The sequence below is a fragment of the Streptococcus sp. HMSC034B03 genome (assembly GCF_001838575.1).
In the GTDB taxonomy this organism is placed as follows: Bacteria; Bacillota; Bacilli; order Lactobacillales; family Streptococcaceae; genus Streptococcus; species Streptococcus anginosus.
Genome location: NZ_KV837637.1, coordinates 195536 through 221695 on the forward strand (window position 1 = coordinate 195536; position 26160 = coordinate 221695).

Annotated in this window: 22 protein-coding genes and 1 other RNA gene; 3 read left to right on the forward strand and 20 right to left on the reverse strand. The window is 39.9% G+C overall.

The window, feature by feature from the left end; all coding sequences use genetic code 11:
- Position 1: 1 nt before the first annotated feature.
- The 10 genes from HMPREF2634_RS08895 to HMPREF2634_RS08940 form a co-directional block, all read right to left on the reverse strand.
- Complete coding sequence (locus HMPREF2634_RS08895) at positions 2-997, reverse strand: envelope stress sensor histidine kinase LiaS (protein ID WP_021001360.1); 996 nt, start codon at positions 995-997, stop codon at positions 2-4.
- Positions 994-1692: a cell wall-active antibiotics response protein LiaF gene (gene liaF, locus HMPREF2634_RS08900; protein WP_003025810.1), complete on the reverse strand. Its 699-nt coding sequence runs from the start codon at positions 1690-1692 to the stop codon at positions 994-996. The genes HMPREF2634_RS08895 and liaF overlap by 4 nt, the downstream gene beginning before the upstream one ends.
- A gap of 260 nt (positions 1693-1952) precedes the next feature.
- Entirely contained in the window at positions 1953-3827 is a 1875-nt protein-coding gene (gene pknB, locus HMPREF2634_RS08905) for a Stk1 family PASTA domain-containing Ser/Thr kinase (RefSeq protein ID WP_021001359.1), read from the reverse strand.
- Positions 3824-4564, reverse strand: a complete 741-nt coding sequence (locus HMPREF2634_RS08910) for a Stp1/IreP family PP2C-type Ser/Thr phosphatase (protein WP_003025814.1) — start codon at positions 4562-4564, stop codon at positions 3824-3826. Before HMPREF2634_RS08910 ends, pknB begins: the two co-directional genes overlap by 4 nt.
- 18 nt (positions 4565-4582) lie before the next feature.
- Positions 4583-5896 carry a 16S rRNA (cytosine(967)-C(5))-methyltransferase RsmB gene (rsmB, locus tag HMPREF2634_RS08915; protein WP_070836493.1) on the reverse strand — a complete coding sequence of 438 codons (1314 nt, stop codon included), beginning with the start codon at positions 5894-5896 and terminating at the stop codon, positions 4583-4585.
- Entirely contained in the window at positions 5886-6821 is a 936-nt protein-coding gene (fmt, locus tag HMPREF2634_RS08920; protein ID WP_021001357.1) for a methionyl-tRNA formyltransferase, read from the reverse strand. Before fmt ends, rsmB begins: the two co-directional genes overlap by 11 nt.
- 73 nt (positions 6822-6894) lie before the next feature.
- Positions 6895-9276 carry a primosomal protein N' gene (locus tag HMPREF2634_RS08925; protein ID WP_041784002.1) on the reverse strand — a complete coding sequence of 794 codons (2382 nt, stop codon included), beginning with the start codon at positions 9274-9276 and terminating at the stop codon, positions 6895-6897.
- 58 nt (positions 9277-9334) lie between these two features.
- Positions 9335-9649, reverse strand: a complete 315-nt coding sequence (rpoZ, locus tag HMPREF2634_RS08930) for a DNA-directed RNA polymerase subunit omega (protein WP_003031464.1) — start codon at positions 9647-9649, stop codon at positions 9335-9337.
- A 25-nt stretch (positions 9650-9674) separates the two neighbouring features.
- Positions 9675-10301: a guanylate kinase gene (gene gmk / locus HMPREF2634_RS08935; RefSeq protein ID WP_021001355.1), complete on the reverse strand. Its 627-nt coding sequence runs from the start codon at positions 10299-10301 to the stop codon at positions 9675-9677.
- Between the two features lie 164 nt (positions 10302-10465).
- Positions 10466-12073 carry a ribonuclease Y gene (locus HMPREF2634_RS08940; protein ID WP_003025825.1) on the reverse strand — a complete coding sequence of 536 codons (1608 nt, stop codon included), beginning with the start codon at positions 12071-12073 and terminating at the stop codon, positions 10466-10468.
- A gap of 216 nt (positions 12074-12289) precedes the next feature.
- Between HMPREF2634_RS08940 and HMPREF2634_RS08945 the strand changes: the two genes are divergently transcribed.
- Positions 12290-12772 carry an S-ribosylhomocysteine lyase gene (locus HMPREF2634_RS08945; RefSeq protein WP_003025827.1) on the forward strand — a complete coding sequence of 161 codons (483 nt, stop codon included), beginning with the start codon at positions 12290-12292 and terminating at the stop codon, positions 12770-12772.
- 46 nt (positions 12773-12818) lie between these two features.
- On the opposite strand, the gene ahpF is transcribed toward HMPREF2634_RS08945, so the two are convergent.
- From ahpF to HMPREF2634_RS08980, 7 genes are all read right to left on the reverse strand, one after another.
- Positions 12819-14351, reverse strand: a complete 1533-nt coding sequence (gene ahpF, locus HMPREF2634_RS08950; RefSeq protein WP_021001354.1) for an alkyl hydroperoxide reductase subunit F — start codon at positions 14349-14351, stop codon at positions 12819-12821.
- A 10-nt stretch (positions 14352-14361) separates the two neighbouring features.
- Complete coding sequence (gene ahpC, locus HMPREF2634_RS08955) at positions 14362-14928, reverse strand: alkyl hydroperoxide reductase subunit C (RefSeq protein WP_003028418.1); 567 nt, start codon at positions 14926-14928, stop codon at positions 14362-14364.
- Positions 14929-15030: 102 nt separating this feature from the next.
- Positions 15031-16527 (reverse strand): cell division site-positioning protein MapZ family protein, encoded by a 1497-nt coding sequence (locus HMPREF2634_RS08960; protein ID WP_021001353.1) that lies wholly within the window; start codon positions 16525-16527, stop codon positions 15031-15033.
- 12 nt (positions 16528-16539) lie between these two features.
- Positions 16540-17694 (reverse strand): THUMP domain-containing class I SAM-dependent RNA methyltransferase, encoded by a 1155-nt coding sequence (locus HMPREF2634_RS08965; protein WP_021001352.1) that lies wholly within the window; start codon positions 17692-17694, stop codon positions 16540-16542.
- Positions 17695-17749: 55 nt separating this feature from the next.
- Positions 17750-18114: RNase P RNA component class B (gene rnpB, locus HMPREF2634_RS08970), an RNA gene on the reverse strand.
- A gap of 13 nt (positions 18115-18127) precedes the next feature.
- A complete protein-coding gene (gpsB, locus tag HMPREF2634_RS08975) occupies positions 18128-18469 on the reverse strand; it encodes a cell division regulator GpsB (RefSeq protein ID WP_041784001.1) in 342 nt (113 codons plus the stop codon).
- Positions 18470-18538: 69 nt separating this feature from the next.
- Positions 18539-19066, reverse strand: coding sequence for an SLOG family protein (locus tag HMPREF2634_RS08980; protein ID WP_003025846.1), 528 nt, complete (start codon positions 19064-19066; stop codon positions 18539-18541).
- Between the two features lie 69 nt (positions 19067-19135).
- Between HMPREF2634_RS08980 and recU the strand changes: the two genes are divergently transcribed.
- Complete coding sequence (recU, locus tag HMPREF2634_RS08985; protein ID WP_003025849.1) at positions 19136-19738, forward strand: Holliday junction resolvase RecU; 603 nt, start codon at positions 19136-19138, stop codon at positions 19736-19738.
- Positions 19731-21899: a penicillin-binding protein PBP1A gene (pbp1a, locus tag HMPREF2634_RS08990; RefSeq protein WP_021001316.1), complete on the forward strand. Its 2169-nt coding sequence runs from the start codon at positions 19731-19733 to the stop codon at positions 21897-21899. Before recU ends, pbp1a begins: the two co-directional genes overlap by 8 nt.
- Positions 21900-22214: 315 nt before the next feature.
- Here the strand turns inward: pbp1a and pepC are convergent, their stop codons facing one another.
- From pepC to HMPREF2634_RS09005, 3 genes are all read right to left on the reverse strand, one after another.
- Positions 22215-23552, reverse strand: a complete 1338-nt coding sequence (gene pepC, locus HMPREF2634_RS08995) for an aminopeptidase C (protein WP_021001315.1) — start codon at positions 23550-23552, stop codon at positions 22215-22217.
- A 147-nt stretch (positions 23553-23699) separates the two neighbouring features.
- A complete protein-coding gene (nadE, locus tag HMPREF2634_RS09000) occupies positions 23700-24524 on the reverse strand; it encodes an ammonia-dependent NAD(+) synthetase (protein WP_021001314.1) in 825 nt (274 codons plus the stop codon).
- Positions 24521-25981: a nicotinate phosphoribosyltransferase gene (locus tag HMPREF2634_RS09005; protein ID WP_021001313.1), complete on the reverse strand. Its 1461-nt coding sequence runs from the start codon at positions 25979-25981 to the stop codon at positions 24521-24523. Before HMPREF2634_RS09005 ends, nadE begins: the two co-directional genes overlap by 4 nt.
- Between the last annotated feature and the right edge of the window lie 179 nt (positions 25982-26160).

The window sequence follows — 26160 nt, forward strand, 5'->3', positions numbered from 1 at the left end:
CCTAAACTCCTTTCAATAAAGGTACACGAATGTCAATCGCTACTCCTTGTTTAGGAGCCGTTAAAATCTGAATCGTTCCTGCCATATCGTTTACTCTTTCTTCTATATTTTTCAAACCATAACTCAATTCATCAGACGAAGTGTGCTCAAAGCCAATCCCATCATCTATCATCTTTAACTGCAATTCGTACGGTGTTTGATATAGATAAACATCTAAATGATTTGCATTGGCATGGCGAAGCGTATTACTGATAATTTCCTGAGCAATTCTAAAAATATGCTCCTCAATCTGTTTCGGTAATTTTTGCACATCATGATGAAAGCTCACCTCAATATCGCTTTTATCTGATAGCTCTTTCAAGATGAGATTCAGCCCTTCAACCAAGCTTTTTCCTTCCAACTCTGTCGGTCTCAAATGTAGAAGCAAGATACGCAAATCACGCTGAGCTGTATTTAAAATTCCTGATACGCCAATCAATTGTTTTGATAATGCATCTGTATCTAAATTCTCCACTTGACCTGTCACACCTGACAAAATCATATTGGCAGCAAAAAGTTCTTGACTGACCGTATCATGTAAGTCACGCGCAATTCTCTTGCGTTCTTTCTCAATAATCGTCTCCTCATTTTGCAGGGCGCGGTTCTCTGACTTTTGCAGATTTTCTGTCAAATGAGTTAATTTCTCTGAAACCAGCCGAAAAGAGATATCAATTTCAGGATGATGAATTTCTTGCAATTCTCGACCTTCTAAAACATTTTTTAGGTTTGTCTGAATGGCAGATAAAGTGACCATTTGAATCACTTTAACACCTAAAATCATCAGCATCGTCAGAGATAAAGTCAGTACAATCACAAAGAAACTGAACTTTTCCAACCGCTCTACATTACTAAAAATCAGTTGCCAATCAAAATTAAATAGGCTAAAAATATAATGAATAATGATTCCTAAAATGAGTAGGGAATAAAAGCTAATCAAGAGATAGTAGACTTTTTTCATTTGCGAACCACCTCAACATTTCCTAAAAACGTTGACAGGACAATTTTGACGCTTTTATGTGCTCGCTTGAAGTCTGGTGTCGTTAGGCTGATACTTTCATTTCGCAATTCATAAACAGGTTGATCTAAAAACTGCAATTCACCATATAAATTATTCACTTTCAGGCTGACTGCCACATCAACTGGCACGATGATTTTTGTATTTCCGAAAAATTTTCGCAAAATAATCACATTGTCATGGTTTGTGATAATGACTTGTTCCAAATGAATCGTATCTTTACCCATAAGACGGAAAAGATTGATGTCATCAAATCGACAGGTATCTGATGAGCCAAAATGATGAAGATTTCCCAACCATTGATTTTTTTCACGTTTTTGTTCTACTGCATCATCAAAGATGAGATTCGTCACTCCATTTTCCTTATAAATGTAAGGATAAGCCACAATCATGCCATAAATGACCGCAAAGAGCAAGGCAGCAATAACATAAGGATTGAGCATAATAATGAAAAAGAGCAGTATGGTAGAGGTTACTAGCAGAAAATTTCCTCTTTGTTTTCCAAAATAATAATAGAGCAATAACAAGAAGAGCACCAAAAAAAGAATAACACGTGAAAAATGACCAGACAAAATGGTCACTAATGCAAATGTTAATAGAATAGATTCAACAAAGATAAAAAATTGGATCTTTCTCATAGCCTCGATACCTTTCTTACTCTATTGTATCAAAAACTTACAAAAATTCCTCCGGCTAAGGTATGAAAAGAAGGGAGTGAACTGGAAGAAAATATTTTCAAGTTCTAGTTTGTAGTCCTAGAAGCTAACATTTTTATTTACAATATACTGGATAAACTTGATTGAGCAAAAACAATGCTTATCAATGATGTAAAACGAGTGCAAAAAAAGAGTGAGGGAAAATCGGTTTAACAAAACTACGATTTTATCCTCTCTCTTTTTTAATTACTTGCACTAGCACTTGTGTCTGGTGTTTTTGAGCTGCTTCCATCATTACCACTAGTTGACGAACTGCTAGAGGATGGGCTAGTTTTATCTGAGCTGCTATCAGATTGTGAACTACTTTCAGATGTTGAAGAATCTTCGGTTTTTGGCTCATATACATATAAGATAATGCGATCACTCTTCAAATTCAAAGACTGACCAGCTTCTGGGGCTTGTCTGATAATCGTATTTGCCTGTGTACCCGCTGGAGCTGTTGTAACCGTACGTTTTTCAATATTCGCACCTTGAATACCAATCACTTCCGTCAAATTATTATAAGCAAATTCATAGGTTGAACCGATATAGCTTGGCATCGTGACACTTGAAACGGACTTCGCTACTTTTAACGTGATACGTGTCTTTGAAGTCAAATCATAAGTGCTGCCTGCTGCTGGTGTTTGATCAACAACTGTTCCTGCCGCATACTCACTACTTTCAACTTCTTCTGTTTTAATTAAGCCTTTTGAAACCTTGTATTTTTGTACCAGATTGTTGATGGCATCTGCTCTTTTCTGACTTTTATAATCTTCCATAATAAAAGTTTTAGTCCCTTTTGAGACAATCAGATCCACCGTACTGCCCTCACGACGTTGCGTTCCCGCTTCTGGATTGGTGCGAATGACTGAGTCTTTTTTAACAGAATCACTGTATTCGTCTTTTTCCTTGCCAACTTTCAAACCTGCAGTTTCAATTGCAGAACGAGCTTGGGCAATAGTTTTTCCAGTAACATCTGGAATTTTTACATTTGACGGACTCAAATAGACTAAAGCCACCAGAGCTACGATGACTAAAACCACCGCTGATAACAAAACTTTATAGCGCGTTCTTAAACGGCGCTTCTTTTTTGCTTTTGGCTTAGGCGTAGGCTTACTACTGACTGCTTCTTTTGTAGGAGTAGGTGTTGACTTCGTCGCAGAAGTCAAGGTATTTTGTGATACTTTCGGCAGTGTCTTTGTGTCTGCTTTAGCAGTGTCATCAAAAACTAGTTTTTTCTCATTTCGACGGTCAGCAGATAAACAGCTTGATAAATCCACATACATTTCTGCAACAGATTGATAACGATCTGTCAATTTTTTAGCCGTTGCCTTGATGACTACATTTTCTAATGCTTGTGGAACATTTGGATTTTCAGCAATCACAGAAGGAAGAGGCTTTTGGAAATGCTGTAAAGCAATTGTAACAGCACTATCTCCGTCATAAGGGATATGTCCTGTCAGCATTTCATAGAAAATAATCCCCATGGCATAAATATCGCTCTGAACGGTCGCTTTTGAACCACGTGCCTGTTCTGGTGATAGATAATGCACAGATCCCAGCATAGAGTTGGTTTGCGTTAAGCTCGTTTCTGCAAAAGCTACCGCAATTCCAAAGTCAGTGACTTTTGCATCGCCATCTGGAGTTAAAAGGACATTTTGAGGTTTCAAATCACGGTGAACAATCCCGTGCGTGTGTGCCAAACGCATCGCCAAAAGGATTTGTCCCATGATTCGAACCGCTTCTTCATTGGACAAAGGAGCATGCTCTTTGATATAGCGCTTTAAGTCGAGTCCAGCCACATATTCCATTGCTAGATACTGCTGACCTTCTTCTTCTCCAATGTCGGTAATCCGGACAATATGAGGATGATCCAAGTCTGCCATGGCGCGTGCTTCTCTTTGAAAACGTGCTACAGCAATTGGATCCGTCTGGTAATTGGTTCTTAGAACCTTAACTGCGACTTCTTCCCCGTCTAAAATCAAGTCTTTCGCCAAGTAGACATCTGCCATGCCACCTCGACCAATTTGTTTGATGATTTTATATCGTCCGGCAAATATCTTGCCGACTTGAATCATTCTGCGTCCTCCTTATGATAATGAACCAGGGCAACTGTAATATTGTCCAGACCGCCTGCATTATTTGCAAAGCGAATCAAGGTTTCCGCTTTTTCTGAAAGAGCAATATCGCTTGTCATAATATCATAAATTTCACTTTCTGAAATCATATTGGACAAACCATCGCTATTCAAAATAATGTAATCATCATCTTCTAAGCTAATCATGCCAACATCAGGCTGCACTTCGCCTCTTTGACCGATTGATTGCGTGATGATGTTGCGTTGTGGGTGACGTTCTGCTTCCTCAGGTGTAATTTGTCCTGCTTTGAGCAATTCATTCACCAAAGAATGGTCGCTTGTCAATTGCTTGTAACTGTCCCCACGCACCAAACCAATACGAGAATCCCCTACATGGGCATAAATTGCTTGATTGCCAATAATTGCTAAGGCTTCAAGCGTCGTTCCCATGCCTTTATATTCTTCATCTTGACCAAATTGATGAACTTTTTGATTTTCTGTTTCGAGATGTTCTGCGAACCACTCACGGACACCATTAATAGAATCAATTTGAGTATCCACCCAAGCGGCACCGAGGTCTGTTACTGCCATTTCACTAGCAATATTACCGGCACGGTGACCTCCCATACCATCTGCTAAAAGAACCATTGTCATACCGGCACGATTAACAAATTGATTGGCATAATCTTGATTATTTGTACGCTTCTGACCAACATCTGTTAATAATGAAATTTCCATACTGTCAGTTTCCTCCTGTTAGGATATTCGTTTGAATTGACTGATGAAAAATCCGTCACTTCCATACAATTCTGGCGTAATTAAAATACAGCCATCTTTTAGAATATCCTGTCTATTATGTTCTAGTTTTACCTGTTTAAAATTTGGATGAGCTGCCAAAAACTGCTCAACAACTTGAAAATTTTCTTGCGAAACAATCGTACAGGTACTGTAAGTTATTATACCACCTTTTCGCAAGCTTTGACAAACACTATCCAGTATCTCAAGCTGAATTTTTTGCAACGAGTCAAAATCTGCATTTTCTTTATTGTATTTAATATCTGGTTTCCGTCGGATTAGACCAATTCCTGAACACGGCGCATCTACTAAAATTTTATCAAAGGCGTCTGCCCCAAAAGTTTCAAAAACCTTTCTCGCATCTAGCTTTTTCGTAATCACTTTATCTGCCACACCTAAGCGCTGTGCATTTTCTTTTATCAGAGCCAACTTATGCTCATAGAGATCTAATGCCGTGACCTGTCCTGTCGTTAAGTAAGAAGCAATGTGCATGGTTTTACCACCGGGTGCACTGCATGCGTCTAACACTTTTTCATCGCCGCGCAATTCAAGAGTTGGCGCGACCAATTGGCTAGACTCGTCTTGAATAGTAATAGCACCTTCTTCAAACAAGGCATGCCCTGCAAAATGACCGTGGCTTTTCACCAACGCACTCGGAGCTAATAGCGAATCTTCTGCCTGCAACAGTTGTTTTAATTCTTCTTTACGGCTTAGGTCCACTACTCGAACGCTGGCTTTATTTCGAAGAAATAAACTCTCAAAAATGGCTAGAGCTCGTTTTTCACCGTACTCTTCAATCAGCACTTTAACCAGCCAAACTGGCAGAGAATACTGAATAGAATAGCGTTTGTTTTTACGTTTAATACTGCCTATATCTGCCACACCGTCCCGCAATAGTCTTCGCAGCACTGCATTGACGAACTTTTCGCTTCCCTTTTTTCGTGCCTTTGCCAGCTCTACCGCTTCATTGACGACCGCATGCGCTGGAATTTTATCAAGATACTGTATTTGATACAAACTCATCAACAAAAGAATATAAAGCCAGGAATCCAACTTATCTCGATTTTCAATAACATGAGACAAATACCATTCTAAAGTGATTTTACGTGCAACGGTACCATATACAATTTCTGTTACAAGTCCTTTGTCTGCAGAACTTAAAGGCACTTCTAGCAAAGTCTGGTTGAGAGCAATATTGGAATAAGCTCCTTCTGAAAAAACTGCTTCTAAAACTGCAAGAGCCGTTTGCCGCGCTGTTTTTATTTTATTGACCAAAGAAATCACCTACTGATAATTGCCGTCCCAGACCATTCAGAAAATCAACGATAGTCATTTTGGACTTTCCAGCTGGCTGTACTGTTTTCAGAGAAAGTGCGCTCTCACCAGCTGCTACAATCAATTCCTTTTTCCCGATAGCAAGAATTTCTCCCGGTTGACCAGCTCCTTCTACTGGAGTAGCTTCGTAAATTTTAAAACGTTCTCCATTTAAAAGCGTATGCGCTACAGGCCACGGATACATGCCTCGAATCTGATTAAAAAGTTGTCGATTGGTCTTGGTCCAATCAATTCTCTCCTCTTCTGGTGAAATATTTGGTGAAAAGGTAACTTGATTTTTGTCTTGCGGAACTGATTTTAAATCTCCAGCTAGATAACTAGGCAAGCTCTCAAGTAGCAAATCGCGTCCGACCAACGCTAACTTTTCAAACATCGTCCCAACATTGTCTGTTTCCTCAATAGGAATCGCTCGACGCGCAATCATATCACCCGCATCCATCTCTTTGACCATTTCCATAATAGTCACACCGGCTTCTTTGTCACCATTGATAATGGCGTAGTGAATGGGAGCTCCTCCGCGATATTTTGGTAACAACGAAGCATGCACATTGACGGCAAAATTGACCGAATCTAGCAATTTGCTTGGTAAAAATTGACCGAAAGCTGCTGTGACGATACCATCAGCGTTTAAATTCATCAAACTATCTAATTCAGCACTTTTAGACAATTTCTCTGGCTGATAGATTGGTAAGCCATAGTCTAAAGCCAGTTCTTTAACAGGCGTCATGCGGATTTCTTTTTTACGTCCTACTGCGCGATCTGGCTGTGTAACTACTGCCAAAATCTCGTACTGTTTGCTTTCCAGCAATCCTTTGAGTACCGTTGCAGAAAAATCCGGCGTTCCCATAAAAATAATGTTTGTCATGGTTTCCTCATATTCTTTTTTACTATTATATCAGAAGAAGTCGTGTATTTCTTTAAAAAAGGCTAAAATAAGGCTACATAAAACTTTGTGGTTCATGGTCTATGCTTAAACGTAAGTCCTTATTGTCCTTTTCTTGTGTCCAATCCAAAATCTGATTCAACACATCTTGCAAATGCTCCTCAAAACGGTATTTAATAATCAATTGATAGTGATAGAGGTTGTGAGTGCGGGCAATCGGCTTAGGAGTTGGTCCTAATATCTGAGCCTTCTCTGACAGAGCAGAACGTATCATATTCAGCACTGTATATGACTTTTTAACAACCTCTGCTTCTATTTTATGAGACAAGGTAAGCCCCACCGTAAAATAATAAGGTGGATAGGCCAACTGCTTTCTAATACTCATTTCATAAGCATAAAAGCCCTCATAATCCTGATTTTTCGCAAAAGTAATCGCATAATGGTTCGGATTGTAACTTTGAATAATCACATGACCTTCCTTTTCAGCTCGTCCTGCACGCCCAGCAACCTGAGTTAAGAGTTGAAAGGTGCGCTCAGATGAACGAAAATCTGGCAAATTCAAAGCCGTATCCGCATTGAGCACTCCCACGAGAGTAACATTTGGAAAATCCAGACCCTTTGCAATCATCTGGGTTCCCAGCAAAATATCTGCCTGTCCGTCTCCAAACTCTTTGAGAATTTGTTCATGACTGCCCTTTTTCCGAGTAGTATCAATATCCATTCTCAAAATACGAGCCTGCGGAAAGGCTTCTGCTAATTCATCATAGGCTTTTTGCGTCCCAGTCCCATAGTAACGAATGCTCCTGCTGGAGCAATTCGGGCAACTATGAGGAATCCCTTTTGAGAAACCACAATAGTGACAATTCATGCTTTTGGTATCCATGTGCAAAGTCAAGGAAATATCACAATTTGGACAGGTATCAACTGTCCCGCATTCACGACACATGACAAAACTAGAATAGCCCCGTCGATTCAACATTAGGACAACCTGCTCTTTTCTATCTAGCTTATCTTGAATGGCTTCTAACAAAACAGGCGTGAAATTACTAGCTTCATTTTGCCCAATATAATCACGAAAATCCACAATTTCCACTTCAGGAATCTGAGCTTGCGGATTTGCTCGCTTGGTCAGTTGCAAAAAGTGATACACACCTTTGCCAGCCCGCGCTCTGCTTTCTAAACTCGGCGTCGCCGACCCCAACACCAGAATGGCTTGATTGTACTTTGCACGTAGTAAAGCGACATCTCGTGCATGATAGCGTGGATTGGAGTCTTGCTTGTAACTCGCTTCATGTTCCTCATCAATGATAATCACTCCAATATTTTTTAAAGGAGCAAAAATAGCAGAACGAGCACCAACAACCACTTGTGCTGCTCCTCGCTCAACTTTGCGCCATTCATCATACCTTTCCCCATTTGAAAGACCTGAGTGAAGAATGGCTACTTTCTTTCCAAAACGCGAAATGAAGCGGTTTGTAACTTGTGGTGTCAAGGAAATTTCAGGCACTAACATAATGGCTGTCTTGCCACGGCTGAGCGCCTCTTGAATGACCTGCAAATAAACCTCCGTCTTACCGCTACCTGTCACTCCTTCTAGCAGAAATGGCTTGCCGTCATGCCCGATCTGCTGCGTGATAGCTTGAACCGCAGCTTCCTGCTCTTCATTTAGCACCAAGGCAGAATTCGCTGAAATATTTTCAAAATAAGCCTCAGAACGACTCACCTCTTTTTCAACGATTTGCAAAGCTGCTTGCTCTATAAAATAGTGAATAATTTCCCGTGAAAATGTTTCTTTCAAATCTGCTAAACGGTGCATTCCAGTCTGAACTTGCAAAATGTCTCGCAAGGCTTGCTTTTTTTTTGCCCGATTAGGAATGACCAATTGACCTAAAATCTCGTGATTAACCTGATACCATTTTTCTGTTTTGACATGTTTTTGATCTATCGCTTGGTATTCTACCTGAATCGCTCCTTGCCGTGCCAAACGCATTACCTTAGCTTGCAGCTCTTTATCAAGCGATGAGAAATGCTGCCGATCTGCATTGCCAAAAATGAGCAGTCGATCTTCTTCATTCAAAGAGGGTTGAGCATGAAGAATTTTATCATAGCTGGAGTTCAGAAACCCCGGCAACATAGCTTTTAAAATTGAAATTTTGTAAGAAAAGACAAATTTTCTCAATTCTTCTGCCAGCCACAGCTGCTCCTTATTTAAAACTGGTGTAAAGTCTAACACTTCCACGATTTCCTTCAATTCTGTTGTCGTTTCTTCTGCTAGCTCTACGACAATCCCTTGAATCAAGCGATTGGCTTTCCCAAAAGGCACATGCACACGCATGCCAATTTCTAACATAGTCGAAAATTCTTTCGGCACCGCATAATTATAAGGTTTATCTGTCTGCATTAAAGGGACATCCACAATGACTTTTGCAATCTGCACTTTCTCACCACCTCTCATTTCTCAGTAAAAGAAAAAATAAGATTGAGCTGACCCAACCTTAAATTTTTTCACCCTCTTCTTTTTCCTTCGCAATTTGTTCTTTGATTTTACGCTCTTCTTCTTCTCTGCGCAAGCGTTCTTCCTCAGCACGCCGACGAACTGCTTCTCGCTTGCCTTCAGGATCTGGGTGAATCCCAACATTGCCAGATTCAATTTCTTCCAAAGCACGAAGTGTTGATTTGACAGACTTAAATTCTTGGGTCGGAGCTGCTCCTTCTTCCAATTCATGAGCACGTTTTGCTTCAAGAATCACCAAGGAGTATTTTGAAGGCACCTTATCAAGCAAGGTGTCAATTGAAGGTTTTAACATCATAATTCTTTACCTAATTTCTAAATTCTTATCTTACTGAAAGTTGTTCTGACAGCATATCTTGATAGTGACCGATGACACGTTCCACTCGAAAATGCTCTGCTTCAATAACGCGCTTGACGCGTTCCGCTGCTAACGGAACTTCATCATTGACAATGGCATAATCATATTCGCGCATGAGAGCAATTTCTTCTCTTGCTTTGGCAATGCGTTTGGCGATTACTTCGGCACTATCTGTTCCACGTCCCACTAAGCGATCTTGTAATTCTACCAAATCAGGTGGCGTTAAAAAGATAAAGACGGCATCCGGCACTTTTTTCTTCACCTGAAGCGCCCCTTGAACTTCAATCTCAAGGAAAACATCAATCCCTTTATCCAAAGTTTCATTCACATAGGTCAAAGGAGTTCCATAGTAGTTGCCAACATACTCTGCATACTCTAACATCTGACCTTGCCGAATCAACTCCTCAAACTCTTCTCTCGTACGGAAAAAATAATCCACCCCGTCCACTTCACCAGGACGTTGAGCACGAGTTGTCATGGACACAGAGTATTGAAACTGATTATCCGAGCTTTCAAAAATCTCACGTCGAACCGTTCCCTTCCCCACACCTGAGGGACCAGAAAAAACGATTAACAAGCCACGATCCGCCATCATATCTCCTTCATTGTCTTTCTATCTAGTGTAACAAAAAAGCAGTATTTTTTCAACTGCTTTTTAGCATAGGTAGATGCTTGTTTTCTGAGAAAACAATGCAAGTCATTCTTACCTGCCTAAAATTATACATTAGCTAGATAAACATTCATTCTTAGTAATATCTATTTCGCATAATCCACAGCACGCATTTCCCGAATAACCGTTACTTTGATATTTCCTGGATATTCGAGGTTGTTCTCAATCTTTTCACGCACATCATGAGCCAAAATAGTAATCTTATCATCTTTAATCTGACCAGGGTTGACCATAATCCGAATCTCACGCCCCGCTTGTAAGGCAAAACTATTTTTCACACCTTCAAAACTATTGGCAATTTCTTCCAAATCTTGCAGGCGCTTGATATAGCTTTCAAGGGATTCACTGCGAGCACCTGGACGAGCCGCACTAAGCGCATCAGCTGCTGCAACAATAACTGCAATCACACTTTCAGGTTCTACATCACCATGATGACTGGCAATTGTATTGACCACAATTGGATGTTCCTTATACTTACGAGCCAATTCTGTTCCAATCTCCACGTGGCTACCTTCCACTTCACGGTCAATAGCCTTTCCAATATCGTGAAGGAAGCCTGCACGGCGAGCTAAGTTAGCATTTTCACCGAGTTCACTCGCAATAACACCAGACAACTTAGCAACTTCAACAGAATGACGCAATACATTTTGCCCATATGACGTACGGAATTGCAAGCGTCCCATAATCTTCATCAAATCCGGATGTAAGTTTGGTGCACCGATTTCATAAGCTGCTGCTTCACCATATTCACGAATCTTATGATCAATTTCCAGACGATTTTTCTCTACTAATTCTTCAATGCGAGCTGGGTGGATACGACCGTCTTTCAACAAGGCTTCCATTGTCATGCGTGCAATTTCACGTCGAATAGGATCAAAACCAGATAAAGTCACCACTTCTGGTGTGTCATCAATAATGACATCAATACCCGTTAAACTTTCAAAGGTTCGAATATTCCGACCTTCACGTCCAATAATGCGACCCTTCATCGTATCATCCGGCAGATGAACTGTTGAATTGGTTTGCTCCGCAACATAGTCACCTGCAATCCGTTGCATGGCTTGGACTAAAATATCCTTTGCCATTTTATCAGAACGTTCTTTGACTTCTTGCTCTGCTTCACGAATACGCGTCGCAATTTCCTTTGATAACTTATCCTCAGTCTGAGTGAGAATGATATCTCTGGCTTCAGTTTGTGAAAGTGAAGCAACACGCTCTAATTCTGCTTCTTTGTGCTGCTCCAACTCTGTCAGTTTGTTTTCACGCGCCTCAAGGTTTTTGTTTCTATCAGAAATACTTTGTTCTTTCTGCTCGAGTGTTTTTTCTTTGTTGGTCAAATTGTCATCTTTACGATCAAGACTTGTCGCACGTTCTGTCAAACGACTTTCCAATTGCTTCAATTCTTGACGATCAGATTTAAATTCTGCCTCAACTTCTTCTCGATATTTTCTGGCTTCTTCTTTTGCCTCTAACAGTGCTTCTTTTTTAAGGGATTTACTTTCGCGCTTCACTTCTTTTAATAACAAATCCGCTTCGCGCTCAGCTTGTCCACGTAAATTAGTTGCTTCTTGTTCAGCATTTAAAAGAGTAAGTTCCGCAGCTTCTTTCGCAGATTTCATGCGAACTGTGATACTTACATATCCAATGACTAAACCAATGATGACGGCAAAAACACCTGCAAAAATCATTTCCATGTTTTTACCTCAAATTATTGATATTGAATTGTAAAATTCTTAATTATTTTATCATAAAAATCGATTTTTCACAAACTAAATTCTTATAAATACGCGACTGTTTTCACATTCTTTTTTGCAAATCCTTTTTCCTGACAGGCTTTGTTAAGTAGAAATTTTTTTCTTTGCTAGAGCAAAATATGGTATAATTTATTAAAAGCAAAAGGAGTTCTATTTATGGTCAAAGAAGTCATTGTTGAAAGTTTTGAGTTAGATCACACGATTGTCAAAGCCCCCTACGTACGCTTGATTGGCGAAGAGGTGGGACCTAAAGGGGACATCATTTCCAACTTTGATGTTCGTCTAGTACAGCCTAATGAAGATGCCATTCCGACCGCTGGACTTCATACGATTGAACATCTGCTAGCTAAGCTCATTCGTACTCGCATTGACGGCATGATTGATTGCTCACCTTTTGGCTGTCGGACAGGATTCCACATGATTATGTGGGGTCAGCATAGCTCAACTGAAATTGCCAAAATCATCAAGGCATCTTTAGAGGAAATTGCTGAAATAACCACTTGGGATGATGTCCCTGGTACGACTATCGAATCTTGTGGCAATTACAAAGATCACAGCCTTTTTTCCGCTAAAGAATGGTGCAAACTGATCTTAGAGAAAGGCATTTCTGATAATGCCTTCGAGCGTCATCTTGTATAAACTTAAAAATGTGTAGGAAATCTCAGATTTCCTACACATTTTCTTTTTATTGACGAATCAAATAATCAAATGCCCCCAAAGCTGCTGTTGCTCCTGACCCCATTGAAATAATGATTTGTTTATAAGCGCTATCTGTACAATCACCTGCTGCAAAAATTCCTGGCACATTTGTTGCACCATGTTTGTCAACAATGATTTCACCACGCTCATTTAAAGCAACTGAACTATTCTTAAGCCAATCTGTATTTGGCAAAAGACCAATTTGAACAAAGACACCGCTGAGTTCAATTTTATGTTCTTCATTATTCGCACGATCGAGATAAGTAATGGCTTCAACTTGATCGGAACCATGAATTTCTTTTGTAGCTACATTGGTTAGAACCGTCACGTTTTTAAGTTGCTGTACCCTGTCTTGCAACACTTGATCAGCTTTCAAAGTTGGTAGAAATTCTAGTACATAAACATGCTCTGCCAGACCAGCTAAGTCAATTGCTGCTTCAATTCCAGAATTGCCTCCACCGATAACAGCCACTTTTTTACCTGTAAAAATAGGACCATCGCAATGTGGACAATTGGTTACACCTTTCGTCCGGAATTCTTCTTCACCAGGGACGTTGACATTTCGCCAGCGAGCACCAACAGAAAGAACGGCCGTTTTTGCTTTCAGAACTGCGCCATTTTCAAGCTCCACTTCAATCAAATCCTTTTTCTCGATGTTTTTCACACGTTGATTCTTCATGATATCAATTGGATATTTCTTGGCATGTTCTTCTACCTGCGCCATCAGCTTAGGTCCTTCTGTATAAGGAGTACCAATCATATTTTCAATACCAACGGTCTCCATCACCTGTCCACCAAAAGTTTCAACGACCATACCAGTACGAATGCCTTTACGAGCGGCATAAATCGCTGCACTGCTCCCTGCAGGTCCGCCTCCAACAACCAACACATCAAATGGTTCTTTATTGTCAAATTCCTCACTTGAAGCAGGTCCAGAAATCTTATCAAGCAGTTGCTCAACTGTCATACGACCATTCGCAAATTCTGCACCATTTAGGAAAACCGTTGGAACAGCCATGATCTTTTTATCTTCAACTTCTTGTCTAAACATGCCTCCTTCAACCATTGTATGGCTGATATTAGGATTCAAAATAGCCAGCACATTGAGAGCTTGCACAACGTCTGGACAATTATGACAGGTTAAGCTGACATAAGTTTCAAAATGAAGCGGGGATTGGATAGCCTGAATTCGGTTTATAACAGCATCTTCTACTTTGGGTGCGCGACCAGAGACTTGCAGCAAAGCCAGCACAAAAGATGTAAATTCATGTCCCAAGGGAAGCCCTGCAAACTGCACACGCCCTGCTTGACCAATTTGTGTAACAGTAAAACTTGGCTTGCGGTTAGTTTCTGCATTTTCCAATGATAAACGTGGAGACATTGCTACAATTTCCTCTAGAAAAGCCCGCACCTGCTCAGAATGCTCATCTTGACCTAAAGAAGCTTGAAATACAACATCAGATTCTAAAAGCTCCAAATATTGCTTCAGTTGCGCTTTAATTGTTTCATCTAAAGCCATATAAGCCTCCTTAAATTTTACCAACTAAATCAAGACTTGGGGTCAGCGTTTCAATTCCTTCTTTCCACTTGGCTGGACACACTTCACCTGGATGGCTACGTACATATTGTGCAGCATGGATTTTGTCAATCAAGACAGATGCATCGCGCCCAACACCATCTGCATTGATTTCAAGCGCTTGAACAACACCATCTGGATCGATGATAAAGGTACCACGTTGAGATAGTCCACTTTCGTCTAACACATCAAAACCAAGTGAAATAGTGTGAGATGGATCGCCAATCATAATGTACTCAAGTTTTCCAATGGCATCTGAATGATCATGCCAAGCTTTATGTGTAAAATGCGTATCTGTTGAAACAGAATAAACTTCCACACCTAGTTCTTTAAGAGCTGCATACTGCTCTTGCAAGTCCTCCAACTCAGTCGGACAAACAAATGAAAAATCAGCAGGATAGAAGCAGACAACGCTCCAATGACCTTTTAAATCTTCACTAGAAACTGTGATAAATTTCCCGTTTCCAGCGTGATAAGCATCTGCTGTAAACTCGACAATTTCCTTACCAATAAGTGACATAAGATTACCTCCAAAATTAGTTTTATAATAAAATAAAAATCTTATAAGCTCATTATAGCCTATAAGATTTTTAGTGTCTAATATCTTGCTTGAAAACGTTTCCTAATAATCCAAAGCATCTGCGTAACCCGCGCCATTTCCTACAAAATAACCCGTTTTACAGTTAATACTAAAGAGGTAGGTTCCGTCTGTTCTAAATAAATTGTAATAACCATTTCCGTTGATAATATTCACACGTTCAAGAATATAATTATCTCCTGTGAAATAGCCACGTTCCCGTGAGGTTGCTAAGATTTTTTCTAACACACCAGGATTGAAATTCCAAGCTGGATTATTACTGTCGTTAATTTTAGTTTGGTCGTATGGTACTCGACTTAAATGACGCTGTAAATTCGCGCCTGACGCTGGTGCTACTGGAGCAGTTGTTTGCGCTGGTACAGAAGCTGGTTGTTCTGCTACAGGTGCTTGAGCGGAGCTTTGTGACGGTGCAGCGGCAGCCTCAGATTGAGGAGCAGAGGTTTGTTGACTCTTTCCTAAGCTAATCGCAGATTTCAACACCTTATCCAAGTCCGTATTTCCAGTTGTGACATCTGTAAATTTGGCATCACTTTTAATCTTCGCCTTTGTATCTAAAACACCGTCTGTAATAGCTGCTGAGGTGAACTGTGCATTCACATTTTGAACAGCCTCAACTTGTTTGACCAAGCTATCGTATTTTGCTTTGGCAACATTGTACTCGTTGGTGTTTTTTAATTTTTCTAGTGCTGCTTTTAGTTTGTTTAAGTTTCCGAAACTGCTGTTTTTCAAAGCCAATTTATTGGCATCTGTAAAGAATGAATCATAAAGGCTGTTGAAAGCTTTCAAATTCTTATTTTCAGAGCTAGAAGTAGTAGAAGATTTACTGGTTTGGCTCGTTGAATTTGTAGCTGGTTTTGCTTGCTTTCTATTCAACGACAGATAAACAGTCCCACCGATTAGAGCCAGTAAAGCAACACTCGCTGCAGAATAGAGGACTTTCTTATTTTTATAAAATGGAACTTTCTCCGTTTCCATTTCTTCATCCAACGCTGTAAAAGTCGGATAGCTTTCCGTTGACTCAGTTGAACTCACAGGAATATCATCCATTTCAGGCTGAATTGGTTCCATTATTTTTGTCTCAGCCTCTAACTCCTCTGGAGTTTGTGTACTGTTTTCTTCCGAAGTTTCTTGCGGTTCTGCTTCGCTGGCTGCAAGTGCAGCTACTGTTTCATCAAAGGCAGACTCCTCAGACGCCACCTCTGCAGGTTCTAGGGGGGCTTCCTCTTGAACCTCATCGTGCATCTCCTGGATAAATTCTGCCAAGTCTAACTGGCTCAGTTGTTCTTGATCTTCTGCTTCAGACATTTCTTCTGCAGATTGAGCCGAAAATTTCCCAGCTTCAATTTCTTGACGGTGCTGTTTAATGTATTTATCCAACACATTATCCTCTTCCGTCACTCCTGCTTCAAGTTCTTCGCTTTTTCGAGCAGCCTGACCAATTGTCATTTCTTTAGCTGTTTCAAAATCAAGAATTGATTCTTTTTCTTCTTGTTCTGGCAAATGTTTTTCGTCTTTACTCACGGCAAATCCTTTCTAATCTATTTGGCGTTTGACTCTCTGACCAAAATATTGGTACAAATCAACTTTTAAAGTCCCGTTATAGAGTTTTCGTTTTTTATCGGCTTGACTGCCAAATTTTGCTTCAAACGCTTCATCACTCGTCAAGATAAACTTGCTCCACGTTTTTAGTGGTGCAAAAGTCTGCCCCATTTCTTGATAAAGCTTGGTTACAGCATCATCATTCGACAATCGCTCTCCATAGGGTGGATTGGAAATAATGACACCATTTATCTTGTTGGTGTGCAAATCTTGCAAACGCATTTGCTTAAAAACAATCTGCTCAGAAACACCTGCTTCTTCGGCATTTCGTTTGGCAATCTCCACCATACGTGCATCAATATCAGTTCCTAAAATATCAAGCTGAATGTCTTGCTTAATCTGTCCTAAAGCTCTAGCACGAACACGCCCAACCAAGTCTGAGTCAACCCAACTCCATTCTTCAAACGCAAAATGGCGATGAAGCCCCGGCGCCATATTCATGCCAATCATAGCTGCTTCAATACAGAAAGTTCCTGAACCACAGGTCGGATCAACCAAGGGCTTATCTGGATACCAATTGGATAAGAGCAGAATCGCAGCCGCCATATTTTCTTTAATCGGTGCGCCACCTTTTTCAGCCCGATAGCCACGTTTAAAGAGACTAGAGCCTGTCGTATCGATTAAAACAGTTGCCACGTCTTTCAAAATAGAAACTTCAATCTTGAACTCAGCTCCATTTTCCATTAGGGGAACACCCTCTGGTCGAGCATAGTGCTTTTGCAACTTTTTGACTACTGCTTTTTTAGAAATAGCTTGCACACTTGGTTCATTGTGAAGTTTTGATTTGACACATTTTGCCTTGGCAATTGGAAATTTTGCTCCAAGCGGTAAATAGTTTTCCCAATCCAAAGCAAAAACACTCTGGAATAATTCCTCAAAGGTCTTAGCCCGAAAACTGCCAACAACAATCTTAATGCGGTCTGCTGCACGCAACCAGAGATTAGTTTCAATAATGGTTTCAACAGTTCCGTCAAAACGCACGCGCCCATTTTCCACTTGACATTCTAAGCCAAGATTTCTGATTTCACGACCAACCACAGCCTCTAAACCAGCCGCAGCAGTCGCAATCAACTTAAATTTTGTTTTCATTCGTCCTCTCAAAATAAAAGCTAGCATAATACGCTAGCTAAACCTATATGCAACTTTCTATAAGCCATGTTTTGTTCCAGAAATAACTAGGTATCATTTCCTTCGATAATCATCTGTCTACTGTTTCCAGTCAGAATGCTGCGTTCGTTTCCACGCATTCCGTGCCCCGACCAAAGTTTGGGTTGCTAGCTTGAGGGGTTTACCGCGTTCCACTTCTTGTGTTTCCACAAAAACTACGTCACTGTGGCACTTTCAGGACTATTCCAGCATATCCAGAGACGTAGCTGTTTCGTCCGCCGTAACGATTTCTCGTCCCTAGGCTTATTGTTTCACCTAGCACAAACACTACGGGCATCACAGCCCGTGCTAGCATGGACTTTCCTCATGAAAAGACGACTCTTCACGCGATTATCCAAAAATTGCACATTACTTATTAAATTTCGTTATTTAAGATTTGCTTGCCGAATACTTCTTTTTCCAAACGATTTAAGCGTTTTAAAATATCAAAATTTGTCAGCGTAGCAGATGCCACTTGAGGGGTTTCCATGATAGATTGCGTCAAAGGTGAAGTTGCTGCCTCATTTGACTTTTTAGCGAGTCCTGCTTTCAAACGAGCATTTTCTTCACGCAGTTCCTTTACCAAAGCAGCATACGTTTCGTAATCTTTAATGACATCATCTAAAAATTCGTCCACTTCAACCTTGCTATATCCACGGACGCCAACTTTAAAATCTTGATCAAAAATATCTTTCGGTGTGTAAATAATACTAGCCATTTCTCTCTCCATTCTCGTTCATTACTTTAATTATATAAAAAATGAACCGCAAAAATCAAGGTTAAACATCTAATTTTCGGAAAAATTTTCTGCGACCTCATTCAAGTCATCAAATGTTAATTGTTTGATAAAATATTGTTCTTGTTTCTTCATCATTTGGTAAAGATGTTTTAAATTTGTTTCATTTTCTTCATCGTAAAAAATATAAGCCCCGTCTGTATTACTGAGTAGAAAGTGATTGTAATCACGAAATTGGCTGGGATTTTCATAATGAGGATAGGCGTATTTAACAAAATCCACCTGTTTAAAACGACTTAATTTTTCTTGATTGGCTTCATTCCAGCTTTCACCTTGATTCTCAAAAGTAAAAATCGTCGCAATTTGAAAATCGTAATCTTGCTGCAATTCTTTTGCAACCTCTAGTGTCCAAACTTCAAAACCTAAATTCCCAGTGAAAATCAGCCACTCCGCACCTTCTTCCAATAAACGCGTTAAATCTCGCTGAATGGCTTTTTTAATAATCTTGATTCGAGGGTCTTTGTCATTAAAAATTCCCAAATCAAAATTCCGATAACCCACTATTAGTACGCTAACCACTTAAATTATCCCTTTATTTCCTTTTTTATGTTATAATAGAGTGATGTTATTGTACCAATAAGGAGATATATGGTCAACTATCCACATAAAGTTCCCTCTCGAAATTCATTAAGACTTCCCAAAAAGAAGTCTGTTGACTTTGCGAATCGGGGAATGTCGTTTGAAAAAATGATCAATGAAACGAATGATTATTATCTTAGTCACGATTTAGCGGTCATTCACAAGAAGCCGACCCCTATTCAGATTGTAAAAGTGGATTATCCCAGACGTAGTCGGGCAAAAATTGTTGAAGCCTACTTTCGACAAGCCTCTACAACAGACTATTCTGGTGTCTATCAAGGACATTATATAGATTTTGAAGCAAAAGAAACACATCAAAAGGCTTCCATGCCGATGAAAAATTTTCATGCTCATCAAATCAAGCACATGGAACAAGTCGTCAAACAAGGAGGAATTTGTTTCGTTTTATTGCACTTTTCAGCCTTAAAATTGACATATCTACTTCCTGCTCCTTATTTAATTAACTTCTTCAAGGTTGACAAGGGGAAAAAGTCCATGCCACTTGACTACATTCAAAAGCATGGATATTCTATCTCACAGAATGGTCTTCCTAGCATTCCCTATCTTGAAATCATTCAACAAAATTTACTAGGTGGTAAAATAAATGAATAAGCAATCTTTACTGACAGCTGCAAAATATGTAGCTATCGGTCTCATTACATTATTTATGCTTGGAGTTGTAGCTGGTGGAGGAATTTTTCTCTATCAAGTTCACAAGGCACCTGCCTTGTCAGAAAAGAAACTAGTCGCCACAACTTCCAGTAAAATCTATGATAGTGAAAACAATCTTATTGCTGACTTAGGTTCTGAAAAAAGGGTCAATGCGGCAACAAGTGATATTCCAACTGACTTAGTACGAGCTATCGTTGCAATTGAAGACCACCGTTTCTTCAACCATCGTGGTGTGGATTCTGTTCGTATTTTAGGCGCTTTTTTAAATAACTTGCGCAAAGGAAATCGACAAGGAGGGTCAACGTTGACGCAACAGTTGATTAAACTGACCTACTTCTCCACTTCAAGTGCCGACCAAACACTATCACGGAAAATTCAAGAAGCCTGGTTAGCTATTCAATTGGAGCGCAAAGCCACTAAGCAAGAAATTATTACATATTATGTAAATAAGGTCTATATGTCAAATGGTAACTACGGTATGCAAACAGCTGCTCAAAGTTATTACGGCAAAGATTTGAAAGATTTGAGCTTAGCTCAAACTGCTTTATTGGCGGGGATGCCTCAGGCACCAAACCAATACGACCCTTATACAAAACCAGAAGCTGCTAAAAATCGTCGCAATCTTGTATTGTCAGAAATGTATAAACTCAAATACATCTCTGCTGAGCAATATGAAAAAGCAGTCAATACACCCGTCACAGATGGTCTGCAAAGCTTAAAAAATTCAGCTTCTTATCCTGCTTACATGGATAACTACTTAAAGCAAGTTATTGAGCAAGTCCAAGAAGAAACGGGTTATAACTTGCTGACGACAGGAATGGAAGTCTATACAAACGTAAACAGAGCAGCTCAAGAGCGCCTTTGGAATATTTATAATAGCAATGAATATGTTGCTTATCCAGATGATGAATTACAAGTAGCTTCTACCATTATAGATGCTACAACTGGTAAGGTGATTGCTCAACTAGGCGCCCGAAATCAAGCTTCAAATGTTTCTTTTGGTACTAACCAAGCGGTTGAAACCAATCGCGACTGGGGCTCAACCATGAAACCGATCACGGATTACGCTCCAGCCATTGAAAATGGCATTTACACTTCTACGGCTGCTTACATTAGTGATGCTCCTTATAATTATCCTGGAACAACTACTCCAGTCTACAACTGGGATATGCGCTATTTTGGAAACATCACCATTCAGTATGCACTTCAAGAGTCTCGGAACGTTCCAGCTGTCAAGACGTTAGAAGCCGTCGGACTCAGCAAGTCTAAGAAATTCCTAAGCGGACTGGGCATTAATTATCCAGATATGGTATATGCAAATGCCATTTCAAGTAACACGACAAAATCCGATCGAAAATATGGTGCCAGCAGTGAAAAAATGGCTGCTGCCTATGCTGCTTTTGCAAATGGTGGAACTTATTACAAACCACAATATGTCAGCCGTGTTGTCTTTAGCGATGGAACCTCAAAAGATTTCTCTAATCAAGGTACAACCGCAATGAAAGAAACAACAGCTTACATGATGACAAATATGCTGAAAACAGTTCTTACATCTGGTACTGGGACCAATGCAGCTATATCTGGTGTCTATCAAGCTGGTAAAACAGGGACTTCCAACTATTCCGATGATGAATTGGCGAAACTAACGAAGCCTTATGGTGGCTCCAGTGTTGTAACTCCAGATGAACTATTTGTTGGTTATACACAGAAATATTCAATGGCGGTGTGGACAGGTTACACCAATCGTCTCACTCCTGTTCTGGATGACGGTGTGAAAGTTGCAACAGATGTTTACCGTGCCATGATGTCTTACTTGTCTGAAAGTGGGACAGAAGACTGGGAAATGCCTAGCGGCCTTTATCGTAGCGGAAATTATGTCTTTTTAGCCAATTCCACTAATAGATACCAAGGAAATTATTATAATTCTACTTCCAGTTCGAGCCTTGAAGAATCATCATCTTCTTCAAGCAGCCAAGAAAGTTCTACCCAAGAGTCATCAAGCAGCTCTGCTTCATCAAGTACAGAACCGAGTGCTTCTACGTCTGCAAGTTCTCCTAATAGCGGTGGAAATTCAGAAACTCCTCCTTCACGAAATCGATAATGAACAAGTTCCTGAAAGCTAAGCCGTTTAAAAGTTAACACCTTCAAATCAGAGTTTTGTAAAAATTAAAAAACACGAACAATCAAGATCAGTAAATAACTGGCTATAAGATTGTTCGTGTTTTTAATATTTCAATTCCTGATGAAATCACCATGAAGCAGTCTTATACCTTATGAAAATCTCTTCAAACTTTGTCAGTTTCGTCTGCGATCTCAAAAGCTCCTCTTTTAATCTGCTTACGGACTCATCTCTTAGTTTGCAATTTGATTTTCATTAAGTATCAAAATTTTTTATACCGCTTCTTTTTAATTCTTATTATTTACTAGCCAAAGCTCCCATTGGATCCCATGGGGCAAGTACTTTTGGTTCTGCTTCATAAGCAGCTAGTTCTTCTGCTGTTAAGAATTCCTTACGGACAACGATTTGATAAGTGTACTCGTCCATCCAGTCGTCGCTGGCAACAAAATAACCTTTGTCTCCGACTTTGTCACCCCAAGAATTTTCTACTTTCCATTTTGTTGATTTTCCATTTTCATCCAAATCAACACCTGTCAAGACCATAGCATGGGTCATGAGACTTTCGCTGTAATCCAAACGTCCTGCCTTATCTTGTGTCAATTCAATATCCATGCTTGATGTGAAATCGTACATGTCATTAACCATAACGCCCGCTTTGCGGTTGCTAGATTGACCGACATCAGAACCAAACCAAACAGTTTCTCCAGCCTGCATTTGAGCAATAGCCAGCTCTTTCAAACGCTCCATATTAACATTCAAATAACGAACATCACGTGCTCCTACGACATTTCCTAACATCTCAACTGTATAAGATTTGCCGTATGGTTTGTCAGCTGTAGGAGCATTGATGATTGAAACGTAGTCATCTAATTGAAGATCCACGTATTTTTTGTAAAATGCTTGTGGTGTCAGTCCAGTTTCACTGTGGAAATTGTTATCTTTATCACGATAAGCAAAATCAAAAGTACGAGGTGGGAGTCCAAGTGACATTGCTAAGAAATTAAAGATTTCTTGCAAGAGCTCTTCTTTTTTAGCTTGAATAGCTGTCGCATCTGCTCCACTAGTAACCAAATCACGCAAGATTTGTGCATCTTGACGGAGTAATTTATTGAGATATTGGTTGAGCTCACGGCTATTGCTAGATGAAATGGATTCTGGGTAAACTGATTTTGGAACAACCCCATATTTTTCAAAAAGTGCCACAACCATATCCCATTGTCCGCCGTCTTGTTGAGGCGTATCTAAGAGGAATTTCACTTTACGACTGGTTAAGTCTTGGTCAGCTGTTGCTAAGACTTGCTCCAAAAACCAGTTGGATTTTTCATATTTATCCCAAAAGAATGTGTGCGCTTGAGACAATTCAAATTCTTCCAATTGAAAGCCTGCAATCATTTTATGACGGAATGTATTGAGCGCTGCAAACATCCAGCAACGTCCAGACGCTTTTTGATTGCTGACTTTATCTTTGGTTAAGTCAATAGAAAACACAGGATTGTTTTCAATTGCACTGCTGCGTTTTTCAAGCGATGTTAATAAACCATTGTGGCTAACTGCATTTTCAATTGCAGCATACTTAGCAGTTGCTTCATAATTTGCATATAATTTATCTGTAAATTGTTGATCTATAGAATTCATAGATACCTCCTTCTAATTCTAAACACTATTATAGCTTATTTCCAAAAATCTTCAAACAAAAAGTTAGGCGCACCTAACTTTTTGTTATACAGCTGATTTTAGTAACCGACGTATTTTAAAAAACATAAGTCAGAACAATTCTCCTGCTTATTTCCAAAAATCATCGAAGATTGTAATCGGCAAATGACGTTTGTGCTCCCCTTTGTGCCACCAAGATTCAATCCTTGCTTTCGCTTGGTCAGAAATGGTTTTACCTTCCAAATAGTCATCAATTTCGTTGTAAGTGACACCGAGAGCGACTTCATCTGCAATGCCTGGCTTTTCTTCTTCCAGGTCTGCTGTTGGTACTTTTTCATAGAGGGCAGAATCAGCGCCCAAGGCAGCCAACAGCTGTTTCCCTTGCCGTTTATTGAGACGATAAAGTGGCAGAATGTCTGCACCACCATCACCAAATTTCGTAAAGAAAGCTGTTACATTTTCTGCTGCATGATCTGTTCCGACAACTGCTCCTTTATAAGAGCCTGCTAAAGCGTATTGCGCAATCATGCGGCTGCGAGCTTTGATGTTGCCTTTATTGAAGTCTGAGACAGTCGCTCCTGTAGCCTTAACCGCTTTTGTCATAGCATCTGCACTTTCTTTGATGTTGACAACAAGACTGACATCCGGCTGGATAAAAGCAAGAGCTCGCTGTGCATCGTCTTCGTCAGCCTGCACCCCATATGGCAAACGCACTGCGATAAATTGATAGCTAGCATCGCCAGTCTCCGCACGCATTTCCTCTATTGCCAATTGCGCCAAACGTCCTGCTAAAGTAGAATCTTGTCCGCCCGAAATTCCTAAAACATAGGTTTTCAAAAAAGAATGTTTTTTAAGATAATCCTTTAAAAAATCAATGGATTTACGAATTTCTTCCTCTGGGTCAATGACAGGGTTCACGCCTAACTGCTGGATAATCGTTTCTTGTAAGGTCATTTTGTTTCTCCCATTTGATTCGCTTTTTTGCGCATTTGATCAATCAAATCAACCTTGTCTTGCCATACATCACGCGCCAAATCCACAGGATAATCTTGCGGATTGAGAACCCGTTTGTACTCGTCCCACAACTTGTCAAATTCCTTGCGAGCATATTGTTGGATTTCTGTTAAGGTTGGCAATTCATAGACAAGTTGACCTTGTTTAAAGATATCAACCAAAAGAGGTACTGCATCAAAATTTGTCACAGTTTTATTAATGTAAGTGTAGGTCGGATGGAACATTTCCAATTCGGTGATAGCATTCACATCTACACCATCATAAGTAATATAGTCTCCTTCTGACTTGCCTTTTGCACGGCTAGTAATCCGCCAAACTTGTTTTTTACCCGGCGTTGATACTTTTTCCACATTATTAGAGAGCTTAATCGTATTACGCAAATTGCCATGTTCATCTTCAATAGCCACAATCTTATAAACGGCTCCCAGTGCTGGTTGGTCATAAGCCGTGATGAGCTTAGTTCCAACACCCCACACATCAATCTTGGCCTTTTGCATTTTTAAGTTGAGGATTGTATTTTCATCCAAGTCGTTAGAAGCGTAGATTTTAGCATTTGGAAAACCAGCTTCATCCAGTTGCTGGCGAACTTTTTTAGAAATATAAGCCAAATCCCCTGAATCAATTCGCACTCCAAGGAAATTGATTTTATCCCCCATTTCACGCGCTACTTGAATCGCTGCAGGAACACCGAGGCGGAATGTATCATAGGTATCCACCAAGAAAACACAGTCATGGTGCGTTTCAGCATACGCCTTAAAAGCTTCATAGTCATTTCCATAGACTTGGACGAGAGCATGAGCATGCGTTCCTAGGACTGGAATATCAAAGAGCTTTCCAGCACGAACATTACTGGTTCCATTTGCTCCACCAATCACTGCCGCACGAGTTCCCCAGATAGCCGCATCCATTTCCTGTGCTCGGCGTGTACCAAATTCCATTAAAGGCTCATTTTCGATGACTGAGCGAATCCGAGCTGCTTTTGTCGCTACCAAGGTTTGATAGTTGACAATGTTTAATAAGGCAGTTTCCACTAATTGACATTGAGCAAGAGGACCTTCTACTTGAACAATGGGTTCATTGGCAAAGACCAAGTCTCCCTCTTGTGCAGAACGCACTGTTAATTCCAATTTCAAATTTGCTAAATAGTCTAAAAATTCTTCATCATAGTCAAGAGAACGAAGATAGGCAATATCACTATCTGAAAATGTCAAATGATTTAAATAATGAACCATCCGCTCCAAGCCAGCAAAAACCGCATAGCCACTATGAAAGGGCTCTTTCCGAAAATAAACTTCAAAAACAGCTCGTTTATTATGAATATTTCTTCTAAAATAAACTTGCATCATGTTGATTTGATACAAATCCGTATGCAAGGTTAAACTATCATCTGGATACATAACGACTCCTTGTAAGATGTATTTTTACTTATTATACCACAAATCAAAAGAGCAAGAGGAAATCTTGTTCAACTTTAGGTGTTTAAATAACTATTCTCAAGTTTTCTGTTGTATTGCGCTGTTTAAATTTTCAGTTTTAAAACATCTTAAAAACCAAGGTGCATTTGGAACAACTTTAA

Bases quoted from the DNA above. Each gene is read 5' to 3' on its own strand.
- HMPREF2634_RS08895 (WP_021001360.1), bottom strand. From the start codon at position 997: ATGAAAAAAGTCTACTATCTCTTGATTAGCTTTTATTCCCTACTCATT.
- liaF (WP_003025810.1), bottom strand. From the start codon at position 1,692: ATGAGAAAGATCCAATTTTTTATCTTTGTTGAATCTATTCTATTAACA.
- pknB (WP_021001359.1), bottom strand. From the start codon at position 3,827: ATGATTCAAGTCGGCAAGATATTTGCCGGACGATATAAAATCATCAAA.
- HMPREF2634_RS08910 (WP_003025814.1), bottom strand. From the start codon at position 4,564: ATGGAAATTTCATTATTAACAGATGTTGGTCAGAAGCGTACAAATAAT.
- fmt (WP_021001357.1), bottom strand. From the start codon at position 6,821: ATGACAAACATTATTTTTATGGGAACGCCGGATTTTTCTGCAACGGTA.
- rpoZ (WP_003031464.1), bottom strand. From the start codon at position 9,649: ATGATGTTAAAACCTTCAATTGACACCTTGCTTGATAAGGTGCCTTCA.
- gmk (WP_021001355.1), bottom strand. From the start codon at position 10,301: ATGGCGGATCGTGGCTTGTTAATCGTTTTTTCTGGTCCCTCAGGTGTG.
- HMPREF2634_RS08940 (WP_003025825.1), bottom strand. From the start codon at position 12,073: ATGGAAATGATTTTTGCAGGTGTTTTTGCCGTCATCATTGGTTTAGTC.
- HMPREF2634_RS08945 (WP_003025827.1), top strand. From the start codon at position 12,290: ATGGTCAAAGAAGTCATTGTTGAAAGTTTTGAGTTAGATCACACGATT.
- ahpF (WP_021001354.1), bottom strand. From the start codon at position 14,351: ATGGCTTTAGATGAAACAATTAAAGCGCAACTGAAGCAATATTTGGAG.
- ahpC (WP_003028418.1), bottom strand. From the start codon at position 14,928: ATGTCACTTATTGGTAAGGAAATTGTCGAGTTTACAGCAGATGCTTAT.
- HMPREF2634_RS08965 (WP_021001352.1), bottom strand. From the start codon at position 17,694: ATGAAAACAAAATTTAAGTTGATTGCGACTGCTGCGGCTGGTTTAGAG.
- gpsB (WP_041784001.1), bottom strand. From the start codon at position 18,469: ATGGCTAGTATTATTTACACACCGAAAGATATTTTTGATCAAGATTTT.
- recU (WP_003025849.1), top strand. From the start codon at position 19,136: ATGGTCAACTATCCACATAAAGTTCCCTCTCGAAATTCATTAAGACTT.
- pbp1a (WP_021001316.1), top strand. From the start codon at position 19,731: ATGAATAAGCAATCTTTACTGACAGCTGCAAAATATGTAGCTATCGGT.
- pepC (WP_021001315.1), bottom strand. From the start codon at position 23,552: ATGAATTCTATAGATCAACAATTTACAGATAAATTATATGCAAATTAT.
- nadE (WP_021001314.1), bottom strand. From the start codon at position 24,524: ATGACCTTACAAGAAACGATTATCCAGCAGTTAGGCGTGAACCCTGTC.
- HMPREF2634_RS09005 (WP_021001313.1), bottom strand. From the start codon at position 25,981: ATGTATCCAGATGATAGTTTAACCTTGCATACGGATTTGTATCAAATC.